Origin of the sequence: Nonomuraea sp. SYSU D8015, from assembly GCF_008065375.1 — a bacterium.
In the GTDB taxonomy this organism is placed as follows: Bacteria; Actinomycetota; Actinomycetes; order Streptosporangiales; family Streptosporangiaceae; genus Nonomuraea.
The window spans coordinates 65,452-86,583 of the sequence record NZ_VJYI01000015.1 but is presented as its reverse complement, the minus strand read 5'-3'; the positions used below and the strand labels follow the sequence as shown (position 1 = coordinate 86,583).

Below are 21,132 nucleotides of genomic sequence, written 5' to 3'. Positions count from 1 at the left end.
CGGAAACGGCCCCGTACCCAGGTTGACACTTCGTCCAGAGCGGGGCCGGGCGGTGGACACCGCAGCCGTTGTCCGGCCGCGGCGGCTGGACGATGCTCGGATGCCGACGCGACCGACGACCAGCAGGCTGGGAGACGAGCATGACCAATCTGTCGCCGCACCTCCGCCAGGCGACCCCCGTGGTGGCGGTCCGTGGCGAGGGCGTCCACCTGTACGGCGAGGACGGCCGCCGCTACCTGGACTTCACCGCGGGCATCGGGGTCACCAGCACCGGCCACTGCCACCCCAGGGTGGTCGCCGCCGCCCAGGAGCAGGTGGCGACGCTCATTCACGGTCAGTACACGACCGTCATGCACCGGCCGCTCCAAGAGCTGGTCGCCGAGCTGGGCGAGGTGCTCCCGGACGGACTGGACAGTCTGTTCTTCACCAACTCCGGCAGCGAGGCGGTGGAGGCCGCGCTGCGGCTGGCCCGCCAGGCGACCGGCCGGCCCAACATCGTGGTCTGCCACGGCGGCTTCCACGGCCGCACCGTCGCGGCCGCCTCCATGACCACATCGGGCACCCGCTTCCGCTCGGGCTTCGCGCCGCTGATGCCGGGCGTGGTGGTCACCCCGTTCCCGGCCGCCTACCGGTACGGCTGGGACGAGGACACCGCGACCCGCTTCGCCCTCCGCGAGCTCGACTACGTGCTGCAGACGATCTCCTCGCCGGCCGACACGGCGGCGGTCGTCGTGGAGCCGGTGCTCGGCGAGGGCGGGTACGTGCCCGCGACCCGCGCCTTCATGGAGGGACTGCGGGAACGGGCGGACCGGCACGGGTTCCTGCTCGTCATGGACGAGGTGCAGACGGGTGTGGGCCGCACCGGGCGGTTCTGGGGACACGATCACTTCGGCGTCGCCCCGGACATCCTGATCACGGCCAAGGGCCTGGCCAGCGGCTTCCCGCTGTCGGGCATCGCGGCCTCCGAGGAGCTCATGAGCCGGGCCTGGCCGGGGTCGCAGGGCGGCACCTACGGCGCCAACGCGGTCGCCTGCGCGGCCGCCGTCGCCACCCTGCGCGCGGTCCGCGAGGAGCGCCTGGTGGAGAACGCCGAGGCCATGGGCAAGAGGCTGCGCGCCGGGCTGGAGGACGTGGCCGCCGGGCACTCCTGCATCGGCGACGTGCGGGGACTCGGCCTGATGCTGGCCAGCGAGTTCGTCACCGAGGACGGCGAGCCGGCGCCGGAGATCGCCGCCCGCGTCCAGCAGGCCGCCATCGAGGAGGGGCTGCTGCTGCTCCTGTGCGGCGCGTGGAACAACGTCGTGCGCATGATCCCGGCCCTCGTCATCGACGAGGCGGGGGTGGACGAGGGCATCCGCGCCTGGAGCGCGGCGGTGCGGGCCGGAGCGCCCGGCCGATGACCGGCAGGCCCGACGACGCCTCGCGCGCCCCCCACCGGCCCGCATCCGCCCGTGAGCTGCTGGACCTGCTCGGGCGGACCGCTCCCGGGCTGGACGTGGAGACGGACGCGGGCCGGCGCGCGCAGTACGCCTACGACGCCTCCAACTACCGGGTGCCGCCGCTGGCCGTCGCCTTCCCCCGGTCAGCAGGCGACGTGCGGGCTGTCGTCCGGGCCTGCCACGAACTCGGCATCCCCCTCACCGCGCGCGGCGGCGGCACCAGCATGGCAGGCAACGCCGTCGGGGCGGGCGTCGTGCTGGACTTCTCCCGCCACATGCGCCGCGTCCTGGACATCGATCCCGGCACGCGCACCGCCCGCGTGGAGGCCGGTGTCGTCCTGGACGACCTGCGCGCGCTGGCCGGGCGCGAAGGGCTGACGTTCGGCCCGGACCCGTCCTCGCACAGCCGCTGCACCCTCGGCGGCATGATCGGCAACGACGCGTGCGGCAACCGCTCCGTCCGCCACGGACGCACGAGCGCGCACGTGGAGTCCCTGGAGATCGTCACCGCCGACGGCGTCCTGGCGTACGCCGAACGCGGCGGGCTGCGCGCCGCCGATCCCGCCGACGGCGAGCGGATCGCGGCGCTGGAGAAGGAGCTGCGGCGGCTCGTCGAGGAGAACCTCGCGCCGATCCGCACCGAGCTGGGCCGCATCCCGCGGCAGGTCTCCGGCTACCAGCTCCAGCACCTGCTCCCCGAGCACGGCTTCGACGTCGCCCGCGCCCTGGTCGGCACGGAGGGCACCTGCGTGCTCGTCACCGGCGCCACCGTGCGGTTGGTGCCGGAGCCGGTGGCCACCTCCCTGCTCGTGCTCGGTTACGACGACGTGGTCGCCGCCGCGGAGGACGTGCCGGAGATCCTGCGCTGGTCGCCTGCCGCCGTGGAGGGCATGGACGAGGCCATCGTCGCCACCATGCGGGCCCGCCGCGGCCCCGATTCGGTCACCGGCCTGCCGGACGGGAGCGCCTGGCTGTACGTCGAGCTCGACGGTCAAGGCACCGAGGATCCGGCGGCCCGGGCCCGCGACCTGCTCGGCGTGCTGCTCTCACGCGGGCGGCTGCTGGCCGGACGGATCGTGGAGAGCGGGGCGGAACGCCGCTCGCTGTGGCGGGTGCGCGAGGACGGCGCCGGCCTGGCCGCGCGCCTGGTGGACGGCGGCGAGTCGTGGCCGGGCTGGGAGGACGCCGCCGTCGACCCGGCGAACCTGGCCGCCTACCTGCGGGATTTCCGCGCCCTGCTGGCGGCGCACGGGCTGGGCGGCGTACTGTACGGGCATTTCGGCGCGGGCTGCGTCCATGTGCGCATCGACTTCGACTGGTCCACGGACACCGGCAGGACCGCGGCGCGGCGGTTCCTGCGCGAGGCGGCGGAGCTGGTCACCCGGCACGGCGGCACCCTGTCGGGAGAGCACGGCGACGGCCGCGCCCGCGGTGAGCTGCTCGAGGTGATGTACGGCCGGCGCGTCCTGGAGCTGTTCGCGGCCGTCAAGCGGGTCTTCGACCCCGGCGGGCTGCTCAACCCCGGTGTGATCGTCGACCCGGCGCCGCTGGACGCCGACCTGGCACTCGACGCCCCGCCCGGCGCGCGGGCGTGGCCGACCCTGACGCTCTTCCCGCAGGACGGCGACGGTTTCGCCGGGGCGGTGCGCCGCTGCGTGGGCGTCGGCCGCTGCCGCTCCAGCGCGGGCGGTGTCATGTGCCCCAGCTACCGTGCCACCCGCGACGAGCGCGACTCCACCCGGGGAAGAGCACGGGCGCTGCAGGAGATGCTGCGCGGCGAGACCGTCACGGACGGCTGGCGTTCGCGGGAGGTGCGTGACGCGCTCGACCTGTGCCTGTCGTGCAAGGCCTGCTCGGCCGACTGTCCCACGGGCGTGGACATGGCCACCTACAAGGCGGAGTTCCTGCACCGCCACTACCGCGGCAGGCTGCGGCCCCGTACCCATTACTCCCTGGGCTGGCTGCCCGCGGTCGCCCGCGTGGCGACGATGGCGGCCCGGCCGGTCAACGCGCTGCTGCGCGGCCCGGCCGGGCGGCTGCTGGCCCGGCTCGGCGGCGTCGCGCCGCAGCGGCCGCTGCCCGCGTTCGCCTCGCGCAAGGCGCTGCGCACCGCCCTCGCCGCGCTGCCGGCCCCGGGCGCGCGGAAGCCGGGCGCGGTGCTGTTCGTCGACAGCTTCACCGCGGCGTTCCGTCCGGATGTGGCGGCGTCCGCCGGCCGGGTGCTGGCGGGCGCCGGCGCGCCCGCCCTGCCGCGCACGGGGCTGTGCTGCGGGCTGACCTGGGTCAGCACCGGCCAGCTCGACGTGGCGCGCCGCGTGATGGCGCGTACGGTCTCGCGGCTCGACGCGGGCTCCGCGAGCTCCGGCGGGCAGCAGGTGCCGATCGTGGTGCCCGAGCCCAGCTGCGCGGCCACGCTCGCCCACGACCTGCCCCGGCTCCTCGGCACGGAGGCCGCCGAGCGGGTCGCCCGGCGGGTCCGCACACTCACGGCAGCCCTGGACGAGCTGGCCGCACCCGGATGGGAGCCGCCCCCGCTGCCCGGCCGGGTCGTGCTGCAGACCCACTGCCACGAGTACGCCCAGTTCCCCGGCCACCGGCCACGCGACCTGCTGCGCCGCCTCGGCGTGCGAGAGGTCGCCGAGGCGGAGGGCTGCTGCGGCCTGGCGGGGAACTTCGGCTTCGAGGCCCAGCACTACGACACCTCCATGGCCGTCGCCGGCCTGGCCCTGCGCCCCAGGCTGGACGAGCTCGGCGACGGCGGCGAAGGGGTGGTGGTGGCCGACGGGTTCGGCTGCGCCACCCAGGTGAAGCACCTCGGCTCCGGCCGGGGGATCACCGCCGTACACCTGGCCGAACTGCTCGACCCGGGGCCGGCAACCCAGACAGACATCACGACCGAACGAAAGGCAGGCTCACCGTGACCTCAATCATCGAACAGGTGCCGAAGCGGCTGTTCATCGCCGGCCAGTGGGCCGACGCCGCTTCGGGCGCCACCATGCCCGTGGAGAACCCCGCCACCGGCCAGGTGCTCTGCCACGTGGCCGACGCCGGCCCCGACGACGGGCGGCGCGCCGAGGAGGCGGCGGTCGCCGCGCAGGAGGAATGGGCGCGCACCGCGCCGCGTGCACGCAGCGAGATCCTGCGCCGGGCGTACGAGATCATCATCGCCCGCACCGACGAGCTGGCCCTGCTCATGACCTCAGAAATGGGCAAGTCGCTCGCGGAGGCGCGCGCCGAGGTGGCCTACGCGGCCGAGTTCTTCCGCTGGTTCTCCGAGGAGGCGGTCCGGATCGAGGGCGCGTACGGCACGCTTCCCGACGGCCGCAACCGGATGCTGCTCATGCGCCGCCCGGTCGGGCCCTGCCTGCTGATCACCCCGTGGAACTTCCCGCTGGCCATGGGCACCCGCAAGATCGGCCCGGCGATCGCCGCCGGCTGCACGATGGTGCTCAAGCCGGCGCCGCAGACGCCGCTGTCGAGCCTGGCGCTGGCGGACATCCTGCGGGAGGCCGGGCTGCCCGACGGCGTGCTGAACGTCGTCACCACCTCCCGCGCCGGTGAGGTGGTCGAGCCTCTGCTGCGCGGCGGGCGCATCCGCAAGCTGTCCTTCACCGGGTCCACGCAGGTGGGCCGCACACTGCTGGCCCAGTGCGCCGACACCGTCGTGCGGCCCTCCATGGAGCTGGGCGGCAACGCCCCGTTCATCGTCTTCGGCGACGCCGACCTGGACGTGGCCGTGGACGGCGCGATGGTGGCGAAGATGCGCAACATGGGCGAGGCGTGCACCGCCGCCAACCGCTTCTTCGTGCACTCCTCCGTCGCCGGGGAGTTCGCCGCCCGGCTCGCCGACCGCATGGGGTTGCTCGTCGTGGGGCCGGGCACCGAGCCGGGTGTCGACGTCGGCCCGCTCATCGACCGGGCCGGCCGGGCCAAGGTCGCCGAGCTGGTCGCCGACGCCGTGGAGCGCGGCGCGAAGGTGCTGATCGGCGGCGAGATCCCGGACGGGCCCGGCTGCTTCTACCCGCCCACCGTCCTCACGGGCGTCGACCCGGGATCCCGGCTGATGAGCACGGAGATCTTCGGGCCGGTCGCGGCCGTGCTGACGTTCGACGACGAGGACGAGGTCGTACGGGCCGCCAACGACACCGAATGGGGGCTGGTCGGCTACGTCTTCACCCGGGACCTGAGCCGCGGGCTGCGCGTGGGCGAGCGGCTGGAGGTGGGCATGGTCGGGCTCAACACCGGCCTGGTGTCCAATCCCGCGGCGCCTTTCGGCGGGGTCAAGCAGTCGGGACTGGGCCGGGAGGGCGGCCGGGTCGGCATCGAGGAGTTCCTTGAGTACAAGTACCTGGCCGTGCCGGTGTGAGCGCCGTGCACCGTCCCCTCCTGGTGGCCCTGCACGACGGCACGCCGCTGCCGCACCCCGAACGCGTCGAGGCCCTCGCCGACGTCCGCCACGTCGGCGAGGACGACCTGGCCGCCGCCCTGCCGGGCGCGGACGTGCTGCTCGTGGGCGGTGCCGGGTTCACCCGCATCGCGCAGGCCTGGCCGGCGGACCCGGCGCTCGCCCCCCGCTGGCTCCACGTGGCCGCCACCGGCGTGGAACACGTGCTGTTCGACGCGCTGGTCCGCGACCCCGGGCTCACCCTGACGAACTCGCGTGGCGTCTACGACGAGGCCATCGCCGAGTACGTCCTCGGCCTGATCCTCGCACTGGCGAAGGACCTGCCGGGCACCCTGGCCCACCAGCGGCGGCGCCAGTGGCGATGGCGGGAGAGCGAGCGGATCGGCGGCCGCGCGGCCCTCGTGGCGGGCACGGGTCCGATCGGCCGGGCCATCGCCCGCCAGCTGCGCGCCGCGGGCATGCGGGTCAGCGGCGCCGGCCGTACCGGCCGATCCGACGATCCCGACTTCGGGACCGTGTACGGGAGCGGCGAGCTGCCGGAGGCTCTCGCCGAGGCTGACTACGTCGTGCTGGCCGCGCCCCTCACCCCGCAGACGCGGGGGATGATCGACGAGCGGGCGCTGCGGGCGACGAAACCCACCGCCCGGCTCGTCAACGTGGGACGCGGCGGGCTGGTCGTGCAGGACGCCCTCGTGGACGCGCTGCGCCACGGGCGGCTCGCCGGCGCGGCGCTGGATGTCTTCGAGGAGGAGCCGCTGCCGGAGAACTCGCCGCTGTGGGACCTGCCCGGAGTGATCGTCTCGCCGCACATGGCCGGCGACGTGCACGGCTGGCGGGAGGCGCAGGCCGGGCTGTTCCTCGACAACCTGCACCGTTACCTCGCCGGCCGGCCGTTGCGCAACGTCGTGGACAAGGCACGGGGTTACGTCCCGGCGGACCTCGCTCCATGACCGGGAGACCGCCCTGGGACGGACGGTCCCCGGTAGGCGGGTCAGCCGAGCCGGCGACCGGTGATCTCGGCGGCCGTCTCGGCGACCGTGCGCCCCAGTTCGGGCAGCCGGTCCTCGTCGAAGCGCGAGTCCGGCATGGAGACGGCCACCGCGGCGAGCGGTGTGCCGTCCCTCTCCAGGATCGGCGCGGCGATCGCGCACACGTCCGTGCGGTACTGGTTGCGGTTCACCGCGTAGCCGTCGCGCCGCACCTGCTCCAGCTCGGCCCGCAGCGTGTCCAGGTCGGTGACGGTGGCCTCGCCGTAGCTCGGCAGGCCCCGGGCGAGGACCTCGTCCACCTCGTGCGCGCGAAGATGGGCGAGCACGGCCTTGCCCACCGCGGTGGCGTGCAAGGGCGAGGTGTCACCGATCTGGTGGAAGGTGCGCACTGCCCGGTCGCAGTCGGCCCGGTCCACCACGACCATGCTCTGCAGCCCGTCGAGCACCGACAGGTGGATGGTCTCGTTGACCGCGTCACGCAGTCGCATCATGGGCTCGCGCGCGGCGGCGAACAGGGTGGAGCCCTGGAGCGCGGCCGGGCGGACGGCCAGCACCCGCGCGCCGATCTCCCACCGCGTCGTGTCGCCGCGGCTGGCGCGCAGCCATCCGGCCTCGTGCAGCGTCACCAGTGTGCGCTGCACCGTCGACTTGGGGAGATCGAAGTGTTTGGCCAGCTCTCCCACGGTGACCGGCTGCAACTGCGCCACGGCCTCCAGGACCCGGAGACTGCGCGTCACGCTCTTCATCTCCACAAGATCTCCCAAGGTAAATAGCAGGTAACCACACGTACACACCCTCTTGACGGGAAACCGTCGGCTCTTAATAATGCCGAATAGTAGCACAGCGTTCCACAATGTGGCACGACAGATGCGAGGCTCGCCAGACGGAGCGGGCCCTTCCCGAATCACAATCCATCCCCGGAGTGCCGGTCAACGCCCCGGTGCCCAGCCGTTGAAAGGAACCCCCAGTGGCAGCCAGGAAGCGTGTCGCGGTCGTCGGCGTCGGAACCATGGGCAGCCAGGCCGCCTGGCGGCTGGCCGCCCGCGGAGCCGAAGTCGTCGGGTTCGATCGTTTCGCCCCCGGCCACGACCGCAGCGCCGCGGGCGGCGAGACGCGCATCTTCCGCAGCGCCCACTTCGAGGACTCCCGGTACGTGCCGCTGCTCAAGCACGCCGACGCCCTGTGGGAGCGGCTCCAGCAGGAGACCGGCCGCGAGCTGCGCCGCCTGACCGGCTGCCTGCTGATGGGGCCGGTCGAGCACCACCAGATGGCCACCGTCCTCCAGTCCATCGCCGAGCACGACCTCGACCACGAGGTGCTGGAGGCCGAGGCGCTGGCCAAGCGCTTCCCCCAGTACCTCCTGGAGGACGGTGACGCCGCCGTGCTCGACCGCCGCGCCGGCTTCATCCGGCCCGAGCTGACGGTCCAGACCGCGGCCCGCCGCGCCGAGCAGCTGGGCGCCCGCATCCACCGCTACACGCCGGTGCGGGAGATCATCCCGGTCGGCGGCGGGGTCGAGGTCAGCACCGACTCCGGCAGCGAGCGCTTCGACGCGGTGGTCGTCACCGTCGGCCCCTGGGTCAACGACCTGCTCCCCGGCCTGCCGTGGGAGGTGGACATCCGCCGCCTCGTCAGCGTCTGGTACGTGCCCACCACCGACGCCTGGTTCGGCGAGGAGCGTCCCGCCTTCATCCGTACGGCGCCCACGCACTGCTACGGCCTGCCCTCCCCGGACGGCGTCTCCGTCAAGATCGGGCTCTCCCGCGACCTGCACCGCCCGGCCGGCGACCCCAACGCGCTGGACCGCGTCGTCCAGCCGGAGGAACTGGAGATCTTCACCGAGCTGCTCCGCCGCCACCTGCCGGACCTGCACCCGGACCCGATCCGGCTGTCGGTCTACATGGAGGGCTACACCGAGAGCAGCCGCCCGCTGGTCGGCCCGCTGCCCGGCGCCGGCAACGAGAACGTGATCCTGCTCGCCGGGTTCTCCGGCCACGGCTTCAAGCTCTCGCCCGCCTTCGGCGACATCGCCGCTGACCTGGCGCTGGACGGCCACACCGACCAGCCCATCGACTTCATGACGACCCTCGGCCGCACGGCCGCCTGAACGAGGTGTGACATGACCTGGACCATCGCGACCCTGACCGCGGAACCTGGCGCCAAGACCAGCGGCACCGTGACCGTGGACCTCGGCACGACCACCGTCGAGGTCCCGCTGATCCTTGTCCACGGCTCCCGTCCCGGCCCCACCGTGGTCATCACCGGCGGGGTGCACGGCGGCGAGTTCGCCGGGGTCGCCGCCACCGCCCAGCTCGCGGCCCGGCTCCAGCCCGACGACGTGCTCGGCCGGATCGTGATCTGCCCCGTCGCCAACCCGCCCGCCGTCTACGGGGGCCGCCTCAACGTCTCCCCGCTCGACGGCGTCAACATCAACCGGGTCTTCCCCGGCGACCCCGCCGGCGGGCCGACCGAGCGGATGGCCGCCTGGCTGTTCGAGCACCTCATCCCCGGCGCCGACGCCTACGCCGACCTGCACAGCGGCGGCATCGACCAGACTCTGCTCGACTTCGTCGGATACCGCCTGACCGGCGACGAAACCACCGACGCCAGGAATCGCGCGATGGCCCACGCCGTCGGCTACGAGCATGTCGTGTTCGGCCGCTCCGCCGAGGGCGGCAACAGCCACGCCGCCGCGAACCGCCTCGGCATCCCGGCGGTCCTCATCGAGACCGGCCAGCGCGGCGACCGCGACCCGGCGACCGTGCGCACCCTGCTGGACGCCCTGCACCGGCTGCTGAACCACCTGGGAGCCCTCGACGGACCCGTCCCCCCGCCGGTGGCCACGCCGCGCGAGTGGGTCTGGACGGGCGAGGTCGTGTCTCCGGCCGCCGGTCTGTGGTACCCCGACGCCGTCACCGGCGACGAGGTCACCGAAGGACAGACCATCGGCCGGATCGTCGACCCCGTCGACGGCGCCGAACACAAGGTCACCGCCCCCGCCACAGGAAAGATCATCTACGGCATGAACGGGCTCACCGTCCGCCCCGGCACGGAGCTCGCCGCTATCGCCACCCCGCACGACTGACGGGCCGCATGCCCGCCACCGCCATCCCCGCCTGACATTCCCGACACCATCCCCCAACCCATGCTTCACGACTCACCCGGAGGTACCGCCATGACAACTTCGCCGATCGGAAGGAGGGCGCTGCTGCGGGGCGCCGCCGCCCTCGCCGCCCTGCCGGCGCTCGCCGCCTGCGGCACCGGCACCAGCCGGAGCTCGTCGGCCAGCGGCGGCAGCGGCGCCGGCGGCGGCAAGACGGTGGCCGTCCGCAACAGTGGCGGGGCCTACGGCGAGGCCCTCAAGAAAGCGATCTACGACCCGTTCACCCAGGAGACCGGCATCACCGTCCAGGTCGCCAACCTCGACGGCGCCCAGGTCCTGGCCCAGATCAAGCAGGGTCGCCCTCAGGTCGACCTCATCGACAACTCGATGATGGACCACGCCAAGTTCGTCCGTGAGAACGCCCTGGAGCAGCTGGACCTGGATCGGCTCAAGAACGTCAAGACCGCCCAGCTGCCCGAGAATCTGATCACCGAGTACGCCGTCGCGGTCAACTTCTACGCCCAGTGCATGGCCTACCGCACCGACGCCTTCGGCGGGCGTAAGCCGGAGTCCTGGGCCGACTTCTGGGACGCCAAGGCCTTCCAGGGCGGCCGGTCGATGTGTAACCCGGACGCCGACCTGCCGGAGCTGGAGTTCGCGTTGCTGGCCGACGGCGTGGCGATGGACAAGCTGTACCCGCTGGATGTGGACCGCGCCTTCAAGGCGATGGAGCGGATCAGGGGCGAGGTCAAGAAGTTCTGGGACAGCGGCCCGCTGCCCGGCATGCTGCTCACCCGCCAGGAGGTGACGATGGCCACCGTCTGGCACGGCCGCCTTGCCGACCTGTTCAAGCAGGGCGTGCCGGTCGCGGCCCAGCTCAACGGCGCCCGCCGCCAGTTCCAGGGCTACGCCATCGCCAAGGGCGCACCCCACCTGGACGCCGCCTACCAGCTGTTCGACTACTCGATCCGTCCCGAGGTCCAGGCCCGCCTGGCCATGACCTACCCGACGAACCCGTCCTCCCCCCTGGCCTACGACAAGATCAGCGAGGAGGTGCGCAACGGCCTGGCCGGCGCGCCGCAGTACTACGACAAGGGCTTCGACGCCGACACCGAGTGGTGGCTGAAGAACGAAGAGGCGGTCACCAAGCGCTGGCTGGGGTGGGCTCGTGGCTGAGTTCGGTGTGTCCACACCATCCGTTGGAGTGGCCGGCGCCAAGCCGGCCGCCTCGACCGGCAAAGCGCTGTCGGTGGTGGCCCTGCGCAAGACGTACGGCGACGCCGTCGCCGTCGACGAGGCGTCCATGGAGATCGCCGCCGGGGAGTTCGTCACCTTCCTCGGCGCCTCCGGGTCGGGCAAGACCACGACGCTGATGATGATCGCCGGTTTCTGCGAGCCGGATTCCGGCACCATCACCGTCGGGGGCCGCGATGTGACCCGGCTGGCCCCGCAAAAGCGCAACCTCGGTTTCGTCTTCCAGCAGTACCTCCTCTTCCCGCACATGACCGTCGGCGAGAACGTCGCCTTCCCGCTGCAGCTGCGCGGCGTGCCGAAGGAGGAGATCCGGCGGCGGGTCGGGCAGACGCTGGAGATGGCGGGCCTGTCGGGCTTCGCCGGCCGCCGGCCGCGTGAGCTGTCCGGCGGGCAGCAGCAGCGGGTGGCCCTGTGCCGGGCGCTGGTCTACCGGCCGCCGGTCATCCTCATGGACGAGCCCCTCGGCGCCCTGGACAAGAAGCTGCGCGACCAGCTCCAGGTCGAGATCAAGACCATCCAGCAGGAGCTCGGCCTGACCGTCATCTACGTCACCCACGACCAGGAGGAGGCGCTGGTCCTGTCCGACCGCATCGCGGTGATGCGCAACGGCAGGATCGAGCAGTTCGACACGCCCCGGGAGCTGTTCGAGCGGCCCAAGACGGCCTTCGTCGCGGACTTCCTGGGCGCGGCCAACTTCCTGCCCGGCCGCGTGGAGCAGCAGAGCGACGCGCACACCCTGGTCCGCCTGGACCACAGCGGCGGCCTGCTGAAGACCCGCCGCCACGACCTGGCCGCCGGTGTCGCGGTCACGGTCGCCGTCCAGCCGGGCCGGCTGCGGGTGTGCCCACCGGATGACGGTTTTTGCACCGGCACGGTGGAGACCGCGACGTACGTGGGCAGTGTGGTGCGGGCCGGCGTGCGCATCGACAGCCGGGACACCAGCCGGGACACCAGCCGTGACACCAGCCGTGACACCGGCCGTGACACCGGCCGTGACACCGGCCGGGACACCGGCCGGGGCGCCCCGCTGCTGCGCCTGGAAGTACCGGCGGGTCGCGGACCGGTCACCGGCGAGCGGGTCGGCATCTGCGCCGACCCCGACGACGTCAACCTCTTCCCCGGCGAACAGGGCAGGTGAGCGATGGCCGCCACCCTCGCCGGCGTCCCCGCCCGCCCCCGCCGGCTGCTGGCCTCCCGCCGGACCCGGATCGGCATCCTGTACGCCCTGCCCGCCGTGGCCTACCTGCTGGCGCTGTTCGTCTACCCGATCTTCAGCACGCTGCTGCTCAGCGTGCAGGACCTGGACGGATCCCTGACGCTGCACTGGTACGCCGACGCGCTGACCGGCGTGAACCTGTCGGTGCTGTTCACCACGCTGCGCATCGCCGCCGAGACGGCGCTGTTCAGCCTGGTCATCGGGTTCCTGCTGGCCAACGCGATCTCCCGGCTGCGGCCCCTGCCGGCCGCCCTGGCCATGCTGATCGTCGTCGTCCCGCACTTCATCAGCGCCCTGGTGCGCACCTACGGATGGATCATCATGCTCGGCGACAAGGGCCTGGTCAACCAGCTGCTGGCCGGCCTGGGGGTGCCCGGCGCGCCGTACCAGCTGCTCTACAACGAGATCGGCGTGGTCATCGGCACCACCGCGATGATGCTGCCCTACACCGTGCTGCTGCTGTACGGCGTGATGCGCGGCGTGGACCGCAGACTGCTCGCCGCCGCGGCCAGCATGGGCGCCGGACGCCTGGTCATCTTCCGCCGGGTCTACCTCCCGCTGGTGGCTCCCGGACTGGCCACCGCCGGGCTGCTCAGCTTCATCCTCGCGCTCGGCTACTACATCACCCCGGCCCTGATGGGCGGCCCCAACCAGACGATGATCGCCTCCCTCATCAACCAGCAGGTGATGAAGCAGAACCAGTGGAACGGCGCGGCCGCCGAGGGCGTCATCCTGCTGCTGCTCACCTTCGCCGGGCTGCTTTTGGTCAAGCTCGTCAGCTCCCTCGGCGAGGCCAAGAAGAGGAGCGCGTCATGATCGGACTGCGCAGCACCCTGGCCGGGCGGATCGCGCTGACCGCGTTCGCCACCGTCATCCTGCTGTTCCTGGCGCTGCCGATCGTCGTGATCGTCATCACCTCCTTCAGCAAAAGCGCCTTCGCATCCTTCCCGCCGGACTCCTTCTCGCTCGGCTGGTACCAGGCGCTGTTCGCCGACGGCAGCAAATGGCCGGGCGCGCTGTCGCTGAGCGCTGTGATCGCCTCGCTCAGCACCGTGTTCTCACTGATCCTCGGCGTGACCGCGGCGACCGCGCTGACCCGCAGCGAACTGCCGCTGCGCTCGGCGGTCTACGCCCTGGTCCTGGGGCCGCTGATCATCCCGCACATCGTCACCGCGCTGGGGCTGTTCCTGCTCTTCGAGCCCGCCTCGATGCTGGGCAGCCCGCTGGCGATCGCCCTGGGGCACACCGTGATGGCCTCGCCGATCGCGGTGATGATCCTCATCGCGACGCTGCGCGGGATCGACGAACGCCTGGAGGACGCCGCGGCGAGCATGGGAGCGGGCCGCCTGACGATCGCCCGGCGGATCACCTTGCCCCTGGCCGCGCCGGGGATGGTCGCGGCGGCGATCTTCTCCTTCATCACCAGTTTCGATGATTTCTACGTCTCGCAGTTCCTGTCCTCCGTCGGCACCCTGACGCTGCCGGTGCAGATCTACAACTCCTTGATGTTCGACATCGATCCCAGCGTGACCGCGGTCAGCGCGCTGCTGATCGCCTTCGCGATCCTGGCCCTGGTGCTGGTCGGGCTGGTGCGCTGGCTCGGCTCCGGCCGACAGAACGCCCTGCTGTCGGTCGAGACCGCCACGGCCCTCGGCGCTCCAGGCAAGGAGACGCCGTGAACGCCACGCGGACAGCCGAGAGGCACCTGCTGCTCAACATGACCGCGAACGGCTCGCTCGGCGCGGCCGGCGAGAAGTTGTTCGTGGTGACCCATTGCGACGGGCCGTACGTGCACGACTCGGCCGGCCACCGCTACATCGACGGCCTGTCCGGGCTCTACTGCGCCCAGCTCGGCTACGGCTACGCCGAGGAGGTCGCCGAAGCGGCCCGGCAGCAGCTGCGCGAGCTGTCCTACAGCCCCCTGTGGTCGGCCTCCGCGCACCCGGCCGCCCTGAAACTGGCCCGGCGGCTCGCCTGTCTCGCCCCCGACGGGATGGAGCACGCGTTCTTCAGCAGCGGCGGCGCCGAAGCCGTCGAAACCGCCTGGAAGATCGTGCGCCGCTACCACGTGCTGCGCGGCGAGCCCGGCCGGACCAAGGCGCTGGCCAGGCGCGGCGCCTACCACGGGCTCACCCTGGGCGCACTGTCGTTCACCGACGACCCCGGACTCACGGAGCCGTACGGCGCCCCCGCCGTGCCGACCACGTTCGTCGCCAACACCAACCGCGGCCTGCTGCCGGAGCCGCTGGACGACGCCGCGTTCACCGCCTGGCTGCTGGCGGACGCGGAGGCCGCGATCCTGGCGGAAGGCCCGGAGACCGTCGCGATGCTCATCGCGGAGCCGGTGCAGAACCGCGGTGGCTGCATCACCCCGCCCGAGGGCTACTGGGAGGGGCTGCGCCGCCTGGCCGACCGGTACGGCTTCCTGCTCGTCGCCGACGAGGTGATCACGGGGTTCGGCCGGCTCGGCGAGTGGTTCGGCGGCGACCGCTACGGCGCCCGGCCCGACCTCATCACCCTGGCCAAGGGCCTCACCGCCGGATACGCCCCGATGGGCGCCACCATGGTCGGCGCCCGCGTCGCCGAGGTGCTGAACCGGCCCGGCGAGGTGCTCAACCACGGCTACACCTTCTCCGGGCACCCGCTGTGCGCCGCCATCGCGCTGCGCACCATCGAGATCATGGAACGCGACGACGTCCTGGGCAACGTCCGCGCCCACCAGGAGCATCTGGCCAAGCGGATGGTCGCGCTGGGCGCCCTGCCGATCGTGGCCGACGTACGCGGCGCGGGCTATTTCTACGCCGTCGAGCTGGCCGGCGACGGGGAGGACGGCGCGTTCAGCGAGGCCGCGCGGGCCGCGCTCGTCCGCGACCTCATCCCACGCCGGCTGCGCGAGGCCGGCCTGCTGGCCCGCCTCTACGACCGGACCGCCCCCCTGCTGCAGATCGCCCCGCCCCTGATCGCCGACGGCGACCTGCTCGACCGGATCGCCGACATCATCGCCGCCACGCTCGACGAGGCGTCCGAGCGGCTCGTCTCCCCCGAAAGGCAGAATCCATGACCTACACCATCGGCACCCTCAGTTGCGCGCCCGGCGAGCGGGCCCAGGGGCTGATCCAGGTCGGCGTCAGCACCTACGGCGTCGAGCTCGGCATCCCCCTGATCATCGTCAACGGCGCACAGGACGGCCCCGTCCTGTGCGTGGACGCGGGCGTGCACGGCGACGAGTACGACGGCCAGGAGGCCGTCCGCCGCGTCCTCGCCGAGACCGACCCGGCCACACTGCGCGGCACGCTCGTCGGCATTCCCTGCATGAACACCCCTGCCTTCGAGGCGGCCGCCCGCGCCAGCGGCCTCGACCACCTCAATCTCAACCGCATCTTCCCGGGCGACGCGGAGGGCTCCTACTCGCAGCGGCTGGCCGCCACCTTCGTCGAGCAGGTCATCCCGGCCGTCGACGCCCTGGTCGACCTGCACACCGGCGGCGCCTACGGCGAGATCGCCCCGCTCGTCATCCTCCAGGGCGGCTACGAGGACCTCGCGACGGACCTCGCCCTCGCCGCCGGGCACGAGCTGGTCTGGAAGGGCGGCAAGTGGGGCGGTACGGTCCGCCACCCCGCTCTCGCGGCCGGCAAGCCCGCCGTCACCATCGAGGCCGGCGGCGGCACCTACCGCGAGGAGACGGTCACCCAGCACGTGCGCTCGGTCCGCAACGTCATGCGGCACCTCGGCATGATCGACGGCGAGGCGGAGCTGCTCGGCTCGTACACGGAGGTCAGCGGCACCTTCGCCCGCTCGGCCGCCGGCGGCTTCTTCCTCGCCCATGCCGAGCCCGGCGAGGAGTGCAAGCAGGGCGACCTCATCGCCCGGATCGTCGACCACTACGGCGCCCCCCTGGAGGAGGTCCGCGCCCCGCAGGACGGCATCGTGCTGTGGGTGCGCCGCATCCGCACCGTCCGCCCCGGCGACGAGGTCGTCATCTTCGGCGCGATCGAAGGGGAGATCCGGCCGTGACCAGCGGTTCCGTGCGTGAGCTGCTGATCGACGGCAAGACCGTCCCCGCCTGTGACGGGGCGACCTTCACCGTCGTGGACCCGGCTCGCGGCACCCCCATCGCCGAGGTGTCCCACGGCGGCTCCGCCGACATCGACAGCGCGGTCGCCGCCGCGGGCGCCGCGCTCGCCTCCCCCGGCTGGGCGTGCCTGCGGCCCGCCGAGCGGGGTCGGCTGCTCACCCGCATCGCCCAGGAGATCCGCCGCCAGGCCGGCGACCTGGCGCGGCTGGAGAGCCTGGACGTGGGCAAGCCGCTGCGCCAGGCCCGCGCCGACGTCGAGGCGGCGGCCCGCTACTTCGAGTTCTACGCCGGCATCGCCGACAAGCTCGGCGGCGCCACGATTCCGCTCGGCCGGGGTCTGCTCGATTACACCGTCCGTGAGCCGATCGGCGTGTCGGGGCAGATCATCCCGTTCAACTACCCGCTGCAGAACACCGCCCGCGGCGCGGCCCCTGCCCTCGCCGCCGGCTGCACCGTCGTGCTCAAGCCGTCGCCGGAGGCGCCGCTGACGCCGCTGGAGATCGGGCGGATCGCGCTGGAGTGCGGGCTGCCGCCCGGCGTGCTCAACGTGGTGCCCGGCGACGGCGCGACCGGCGCGGCCCTGGCCGGGCATTCCGGCATCGACCAGGTGACGTTCACCGGCTCGGTGCCGACCGGGATCAAGGTCGCGCAGGCGGCCGCCGCGAACGTGGTGCCGTCGGTCGTGGAGCTGGGCGGCAAGTCGCCCGCCATCGTCTTCGCCGACGCCGACTTCGACCAGGCACTCGTCGGAGTGGCGGCCTCGGCGTTCGGCAACGCCGGGCAGACGTGCTCGGCCGGCACCCGCCTGCTGCTGCAGCGCGGCGCGGAGGAGTTCCTCGACCGGCTCGTCGCGCACGCCGCGTCGCTGCGGCTCGGCCCGGGCCTGGACGACCCCGACATGGGGCCGCTGGTGTCGGCGCGGCAACGCGATCGCGTGGAGACGTACCTGGAGCTGGCCCGTCAGGAGGGCGCCACCATCCGCACCGGCGGCGGACGGCCCGCAGACCCGGCGCTCGCCGACGGGTACTTCATCGAGCCGACCGTCCTGACCGGGCTCACCAACGTCGCGCGCTGCGCGCGGGAGGAGATCTTCGGGCCCGTCCTCACGGTCATCGAGTTCGGCGACGCCGAGGAGGCCCTGGACATCGCCAACGACAGCCCGTACGGACTGTCGTCGTACGTGTGGACCCGCGACATGACCACCGCGATGCGGCTGGCCGAAGGCATCCGGGCCGGCCAGGTGTACGTCAACGCCGCCGGCGTCGGCACCGGCGTCGAGCTGCCCTTCGGCGGCTACAAGCACAGCGGGTGGGGCCGCGAGAAGGGCCTGGAGGCGCTGAACGGCTACACCCAGCTCAAGAACGTCTGCCTCGGCTTCGGGTCGCCCCGATGAGTGCCATGCGTTACCGCAGGCTAGGCGCTGACGGCCCGGTCGTGTCCGTGGTGGGCGTCGGCGGCAACAACTTCGGCTCCCGCCTGGACGAGAACGGCACGAGGGCCGTCGTGCACGCCGCCTTGGACGCGGGCATCACCCTGTTCGACACCGCCGACACCTACGGCGCCTACGGCGGCGGCGACGTCGGCGACAGCGAGCGCCTGCTCGGCGCCGCGCTCAAGGGCCACCGCGACGAGGTGGTGCTGGCCACCAAGTTCGGCATGAGCATGGGCGCCGCCTACGACGGGCTCGACCCGCGCGGCGCCCGCCGCTACCTCCGCCACGCCGTGGAGGAGTCGCTGCGCCGGCTCGGCACCGACCGCATCGACCTGTACCAGTACCACGAGCCCGACGGCGTCACTCCGCTCGCCGACACCCTCGAAGCGCTGAGCGAGCTGGTCGCCGAGGGCAAGGTGCGTTACGCCGGATGCTCCAACATGCCCGCCTGGATGCTGGCCGACGCCGCCTGGCAGGCCCGCTGGGACCGGCGCGCGCCGTTCGTCAGCACCCAGGCCCGCTACCACCTGCTCGACCGGAGCGCCGAGCAGGAGCTGGTCCCGGCCTGCGCGGCGTTCGGCGTCGGGCTCCTGCCGTACTACCCGCTCGCCAACGGCCTGCTCAGCGGCAAGTACCGGCGCGGCGAGCCGCCGCCGCCCGGCAGCAGGCTTTCGTGGCGGCACGGCTGGCTCACCGAGCAGGCGCTCGACCGGGTCGAGGCCCTCACCGCCTATGCCGCCGACCGCGGCCTGACCCTGCTCGAGGTCGCCGTCGGCGGCCTGGCCGCGCTGCCCCAGGTCGGCTCCGTCATCTGCGGGGCGATGACCCCGCAGCAGGTCACCGCCAACGCGGCGGCGGCCGGTTGGACTCCCGACGCGGCCGACCTGGCCGCGCTCGATCACATCGTGCCACCCGGCGAACGGGTGGTCTGAACACCATGAGGTTGGACGACATGCGACAGGTAGTCACCTTCGACGCCTACGGAACCCTGATCGACTTCCAGCTCGGCCCCACCACGCTCAAAGTCCTCGCCGACCGGCTGGACCTCGACGGGCTCAACGTGGAGGAGTTCCTCGACGACTTCCGCGTCATGCGCTTCCAGGCCGTGCTGGAGGCCTACCGCCCCTACCACGAGGTGCTGCACTCCAGCCTGCGCAACGCCATGCGCCTGCACGGCCTCGACTACCGCACCTCCGACGGCGACGCCCTGGTCGAGGCGGTGCCCACGTTCGGCCCGTGGCCCGAGGTGCCGGACGCGCTGCGCGCGCTCAAGAGCAAGTACGAGATCGCGATCATCTCCAACACCGACGACGACCTCATCAAGCACAACGTCGCCAACATCGGCGTCGAGTTCGACCACGTCATCACCGCCGAGCAGGCCAGGGCGTACAAGCCGGACCGGCAGGCCTTCGAGCACGCCTTCAAGGTCATGGACGTCGAGCCGTCCCAGGTGATCCACACCGCCCAGGGCTGGGAGTACGACCACATCCCCACCCGCGACCTCGGCCTCGCGCGGCGCGTGTGGATCAACCGCTACCGCCGCCCCGGCAGCTCCGACTACCAGCCCTACGACGAGCTGAACGACCTGTCGGGCCTGCCCGCACTGCTCGGCTGCTGAGAACGGACCCCACGATGAAACAGATCCCGTACTGGCTCGACACCGCTCCCCCGCTGCCCGACCGCTCCGGCAGGCCGCTGCCGGACCAGGCCGACGTGGTGGTCATCGGCGGCGGGCTGACCGGCCTGTCCACCGCCCTGCACACCGCCCGCAAGGGCGCCCGGGTCGTCCTCGTCGAGAAGGACAAGGTCGGCTCGGGCGCCTCCGGGCGCAACGGCAGCATGTGCACCCAGGGCATCACCATCACCACCGGCCAGGCACGCGAACGCTACGGCCAGGAGCGCGCCCGCGAGCTGTACGACTCCTTCCGCCACGCCGTCGACCTCGTCGAGGAGCTGACGCTCAAGGAAGGCATCGACTGCGACTTCCGCCGCTCCGGCCGCCTGGGTGTCGCCTTCAAACCGGCCCACTTCGAGCAGATGCGTGCCAAGCAACGCGATCTCGCCGAGAACTTCGGCCACGAGACGACCCTCATCGGCCCCGGCGAGCTGCGCACCGAGCTGGGCTCCGACTACTACCACGGCGCGCTGCTCGACCCGCTCAGCGCGGGCCTGCACGTCGGCAAGTTCGTGCACGGCCTGGCCGCGGCCGCCGAGCGCGCCGGCGCCGAGATCCACGAGCGCAACGCCGCAACCGCGCTGCGGCGCACGCCCGGTGGCGGCTTCGAGGTGGAGACGCTGAACGGGCTCATCCGCGCCAGGCAGGTCGTCACGGCCACGGACGCCTACAGCGACGGCGCGCTGCCGTGGCTGCGCAAGCGGCTCATCTGCGTCGGCAGCTTCATCATCGTCACCGAGCCGCTGGGCGAGGAGCTGGCCCGCGAGATCATCCCCAACGCGCGCCTGGTGGTCGACTCCAAGAACATCGGCCACTACATCCGGCTCACACCGGACAACCGCCTCGCCTTCGGCGGCCGGGCCCGCTTCGCCCCGTCCAACCCGGCCTCCGACCGCAAGAGCGGCGCGGTGCTCAAACGGGAGATGGCCGAGATCTTCCCCCAGCTCGCCAACGTCCAGATCGACTACGTGTGGGGCGGCAGCGTCGGCTTCAGCTACGACCGCATCCCGCACGCCGGAGAGAACAACGGCCTGTACTACTCCGGCGGCTACTGCGGCCATGGCGTGCAGATGGCAACGTACATGGGCCGCGCGCTCGCCGAAATGATGGACGGCCGTCCCGAGGCCAACCCGTGGCGCGGGCTCGGCTTCCCCAAGGTGCCCGTGCCGTTCTACAACGGCACCGCCTGGTTCCTGCCGTTCGCCGGCGCCTACTACAAGGCCAAGGACCGCTTCAGCTGACCCGTGCCGACGAGTTACCGGGAGCCCTGACGGCCGTAACGGGGCTCCCGGGCCGATACGGTCCGGGCACGGCCTCGACGGCTGGCCCGGCTACGACGTCCAAGGCCGCCCGCTGCACGCGACGGCGGTGCTATGGGAGCCGCGCTTCGAATGTTGAGCGCCCAGTCGGAACTGCGCGCCTCAGTGGTCGTCCCAATGCCCTTCATGCGAGGCGTGACGGTGTCCATCATGGACGTAGTCGACGTGGTCCTCGTGCGGGACAGCCACGTGCCCGCACTCCGGCCCGTGCTGGTGATCATGGCC

17 protein-coding genes are annotated in these 21,132 nt (G+C 72.5%); 16 read left to right on the top strand and 1 reads right to left on the bottom strand.

Features of this window, described 5'->3' with window-relative positions; translation table 11 throughout:
- The first annotated feature begins 140 nt into the window (after positions 1-140).
- Genes ID574_RS42450 through ID574_RS42435 form a run of 4 tightly spaced genes read left to right on the top strand, consistent with a single transcriptional unit; the run spans position 141 to position 6,794 of the window.
- The gene (locus tag ID574_RS42450; protein ID WP_188194702.1) at positions 141-1,400 is read left to right on the top strand and encodes an aspartate aminotransferase family protein; all 1,260 of its coding nucleotides are present in this window, start codon (positions 141-143) and stop codon (positions 1,398-1,400) included.
- Entirely contained in the window at positions 1,397-4,360 is a 2,964-nt protein-coding gene (locus tag ID574_RS42445; protein ID WP_188194701.1) for an FAD-binding and (Fe-S)-binding domain-containing protein, read from the top strand. Before ID574_RS42450 ends, ID574_RS42445 begins: the two co-directional genes overlap by 4 nt.
- The gene (locus ID574_RS42440; protein ID WP_223167646.1) at positions 4,357-5,805 is read left to right on the top strand and encodes an NAD-dependent succinate-semialdehyde dehydrogenase; all 1,449 of its coding nucleotides are present in this window, start codon (positions 4,357-4,359) and stop codon (positions 5,803-5,805) included. Before ID574_RS42445 ends, ID574_RS42440 begins: the two co-directional genes overlap by 4 nt.
- Before the next feature lie 5 nt (positions 5,806-5,810).
- Positions 5,811-6,794: a D-2-hydroxyacid dehydrogenase gene (locus ID574_RS42435; protein ID WP_188194700.1), complete on the top strand. Its 984-nt coding sequence runs from the start codon at positions 5,811-5,813 to the stop codon at positions 6,792-6,794.
- A 41-nt stretch (positions 6,795-6,835) separates the two neighbouring features.
- Here ID574_RS42435 and ID574_RS42430 read toward each other — a convergent pair whose 3' ends face one another.
- Positions 6,836-7,570, bottom strand: coding sequence for an IclR family transcriptional regulator (locus tag ID574_RS42430; protein WP_262496114.1), 735 nt, complete (start codon positions 7,568-7,570; stop codon positions 6,836-6,838).
- Between the two features lie 230 nt (positions 7,571-7,800).
- On the opposite strand from ID574_RS42430, the gene solA reads away from it, so the two are divergent.
- The 12 genes from solA to ID574_RS42370 all read left to right on the top strand — a co-directional run bounded on the left by solA (position 7,801) and on the right by ID574_RS42370 (position 20,829).
- Positions 7,801-8,940, top strand: a complete 1,140-nt coding sequence (solA, locus tag ID574_RS42425; protein ID WP_188194698.1) for an N-methyl-L-tryptophan oxidase — start codon at positions 7,801-7,803, stop codon at positions 8,938-8,940.
- A 12-nt stretch (positions 8,941-8,952) separates the two neighbouring features.
- The gene (locus ID574_RS42420; RefSeq protein ID WP_188194697.1) at positions 8,953-9,918 is read left to right on the top strand and encodes a succinylglutamate desuccinylase/aspartoacylase family protein; all 966 of its coding nucleotides are present in this window, start codon (positions 8,953-8,955) and stop codon (positions 9,916-9,918) included.
- A 90-nt stretch (positions 9,919-10,008) separates the two neighbouring features.
- On the top strand, positions 10,009-11,112 hold the full coding sequence (locus ID574_RS42415; RefSeq protein ID WP_188194696.1) for an ABC transporter substrate-binding protein: 1,104 nt from the start codon (positions 10,009-10,011) through the stop codon (positions 11,110-11,112).
- Positions 11,105-12,328: an ABC transporter ATP-binding protein gene (locus ID574_RS42410; RefSeq protein ID WP_188194695.1), complete on the top strand. Its 1,224-nt coding sequence runs from the start codon at positions 11,105-11,107 to the stop codon at positions 12,326-12,328. The genes ID574_RS42415 and ID574_RS42410 overlap by 8 nt, the downstream gene beginning before the upstream one ends.
- A 3-nt stretch (positions 12,329-12,331) precedes the next feature.
- Positions 12,332-13,222: an ABC transporter permease gene (locus tag ID574_RS42405; RefSeq protein ID WP_188194694.1), complete on the top strand. Its 891-nt coding sequence runs from the start codon at positions 12,332-12,334 to the stop codon at positions 13,220-13,222.
- Positions 13,219-14,085, top strand: coding sequence for an ABC transporter permease (locus ID574_RS42400; protein WP_188194693.1), 867 nt, complete (start codon positions 13,219-13,221; stop codon positions 14,083-14,085). The genes ID574_RS42405 and ID574_RS42400 overlap by 4 nt, the downstream gene beginning before the upstream one ends.
- Positions 14,082-15,467 (top strand): aminotransferase class III-fold pyridoxal phosphate-dependent enzyme, encoded by a 1,386-nt coding sequence (locus ID574_RS42395; protein ID WP_223167645.1) that lies wholly within the window; start codon positions 14,082-14,084, stop codon positions 15,465-15,467. The genes ID574_RS42400 and ID574_RS42395 overlap by 4 nt, the downstream gene beginning before the upstream one ends.
- Positions 15,464-16,420: a succinylglutamate desuccinylase/aspartoacylase family protein gene (locus ID574_RS42390; protein ID WP_188194692.1), complete on the top strand. Its 957-nt coding sequence runs from the start codon at positions 15,464-15,466 to the stop codon at positions 16,418-16,420. The genes ID574_RS42395 and ID574_RS42390 overlap by 4 nt, the downstream gene beginning before the upstream one ends.
- Positions 16,417-17,874: an aldehyde dehydrogenase family protein gene (locus ID574_RS42385; protein WP_188194691.1), complete on the top strand. Its 1,458-nt coding sequence runs from the start codon at positions 16,417-16,419 to the stop codon at positions 17,872-17,874. Before ID574_RS42390 ends, ID574_RS42385 begins: the two co-directional genes overlap by 4 nt.
- Positions 17,871-18,845, top strand: coding sequence for an aldo/keto reductase (locus tag ID574_RS42380; protein WP_223167644.1), 975 nt, complete (start codon positions 17,871-17,873; stop codon positions 18,843-18,845). The genes ID574_RS42385 and ID574_RS42380 overlap by 4 nt, the downstream gene beginning before the upstream one ends.
- 20 nt (positions 18,846-18,865) lie before the next feature.
- Positions 18,866-19,531: a haloacid dehalogenase type II gene (locus ID574_RS42375; protein WP_188194690.1), complete on the top strand. Its 666-nt coding sequence runs from the start codon at positions 18,866-18,868 to the stop codon at positions 19,529-19,531.
- A gap of 14 nt (positions 19,532-19,545) precedes the next feature.
- A complete protein-coding gene (locus tag ID574_RS42370) occupies positions 19,546-20,829 on the top strand; it encodes an NAD(P)/FAD-dependent oxidoreductase (RefSeq protein WP_188194689.1) in 1,284 nt (427 codons plus the stop codon).
- Positions 20,830-21,132: the final 303 nt, after the last annotated feature.

Bases quoted from the DNA above. Each gene is read 5' to 3' on its own strand.
- ID574_RS42450 (WP_188194702.1), top strand. From the start codon at position 141: ATGACCAATCTGTCGCCGCACCTCCGCCAGGCGACCCCCGTGGTGGCG.
- ID574_RS42445 (WP_188194701.1), top strand. From the start codon at position 1,397: ATGACCGGCAGGCCCGACGACGCCTCGCGCGCCCCCCACCGGCCCGCA.
- ID574_RS42420 (WP_188194697.1), top strand. From the start codon at position 8,953: ATGACCTGGACCATCGCGACCCTGACCGCGGAACCTGGCGCCAAGACC.
- ID574_RS42415 (WP_188194696.1), top strand. From the start codon at position 10,009: ATGACAACTTCGCCGATCGGAAGGAGGGCGCTGCTGCGGGGCGCCGCC.
- ID574_RS42405 (WP_188194694.1), top strand. From the start codon at position 12,332: ATGGCCGCCACCCTCGCCGGCGTCCCCGCCCGCCCCCGCCGGCTGCTG.
- ID574_RS42400 (WP_188194693.1), top strand. From the start codon at position 13,219: ATGATCGGACTGCGCAGCACCCTGGCCGGGCGGATCGCGCTGACCGCG.
- ID574_RS42390 (WP_188194692.1), top strand. From the start codon at position 15,464: ATGACCTACACCATCGGCACCCTCAGTTGCGCGCCCGGCGAGCGGGCC.
- ID574_RS42380 (WP_223167644.1), top strand. From the start codon at position 17,871: ATGAGTGCCATGCGTTACCGCAGGCTAGGCGCTGACGGCCCGGTCGTG.
- ID574_RS42375 (WP_188194690.1), top strand. From the start codon at position 18,866: ATGCGACAGGTAGTCACCTTCGACGCCTACGGAACCCTGATCGACTTC.
- ID574_RS42370 (WP_188194689.1), top strand. From the start codon at position 19,546: ATGAAACAGATCCCGTACTGGCTCGACACCGCTCCCCCGCTGCCCGAC.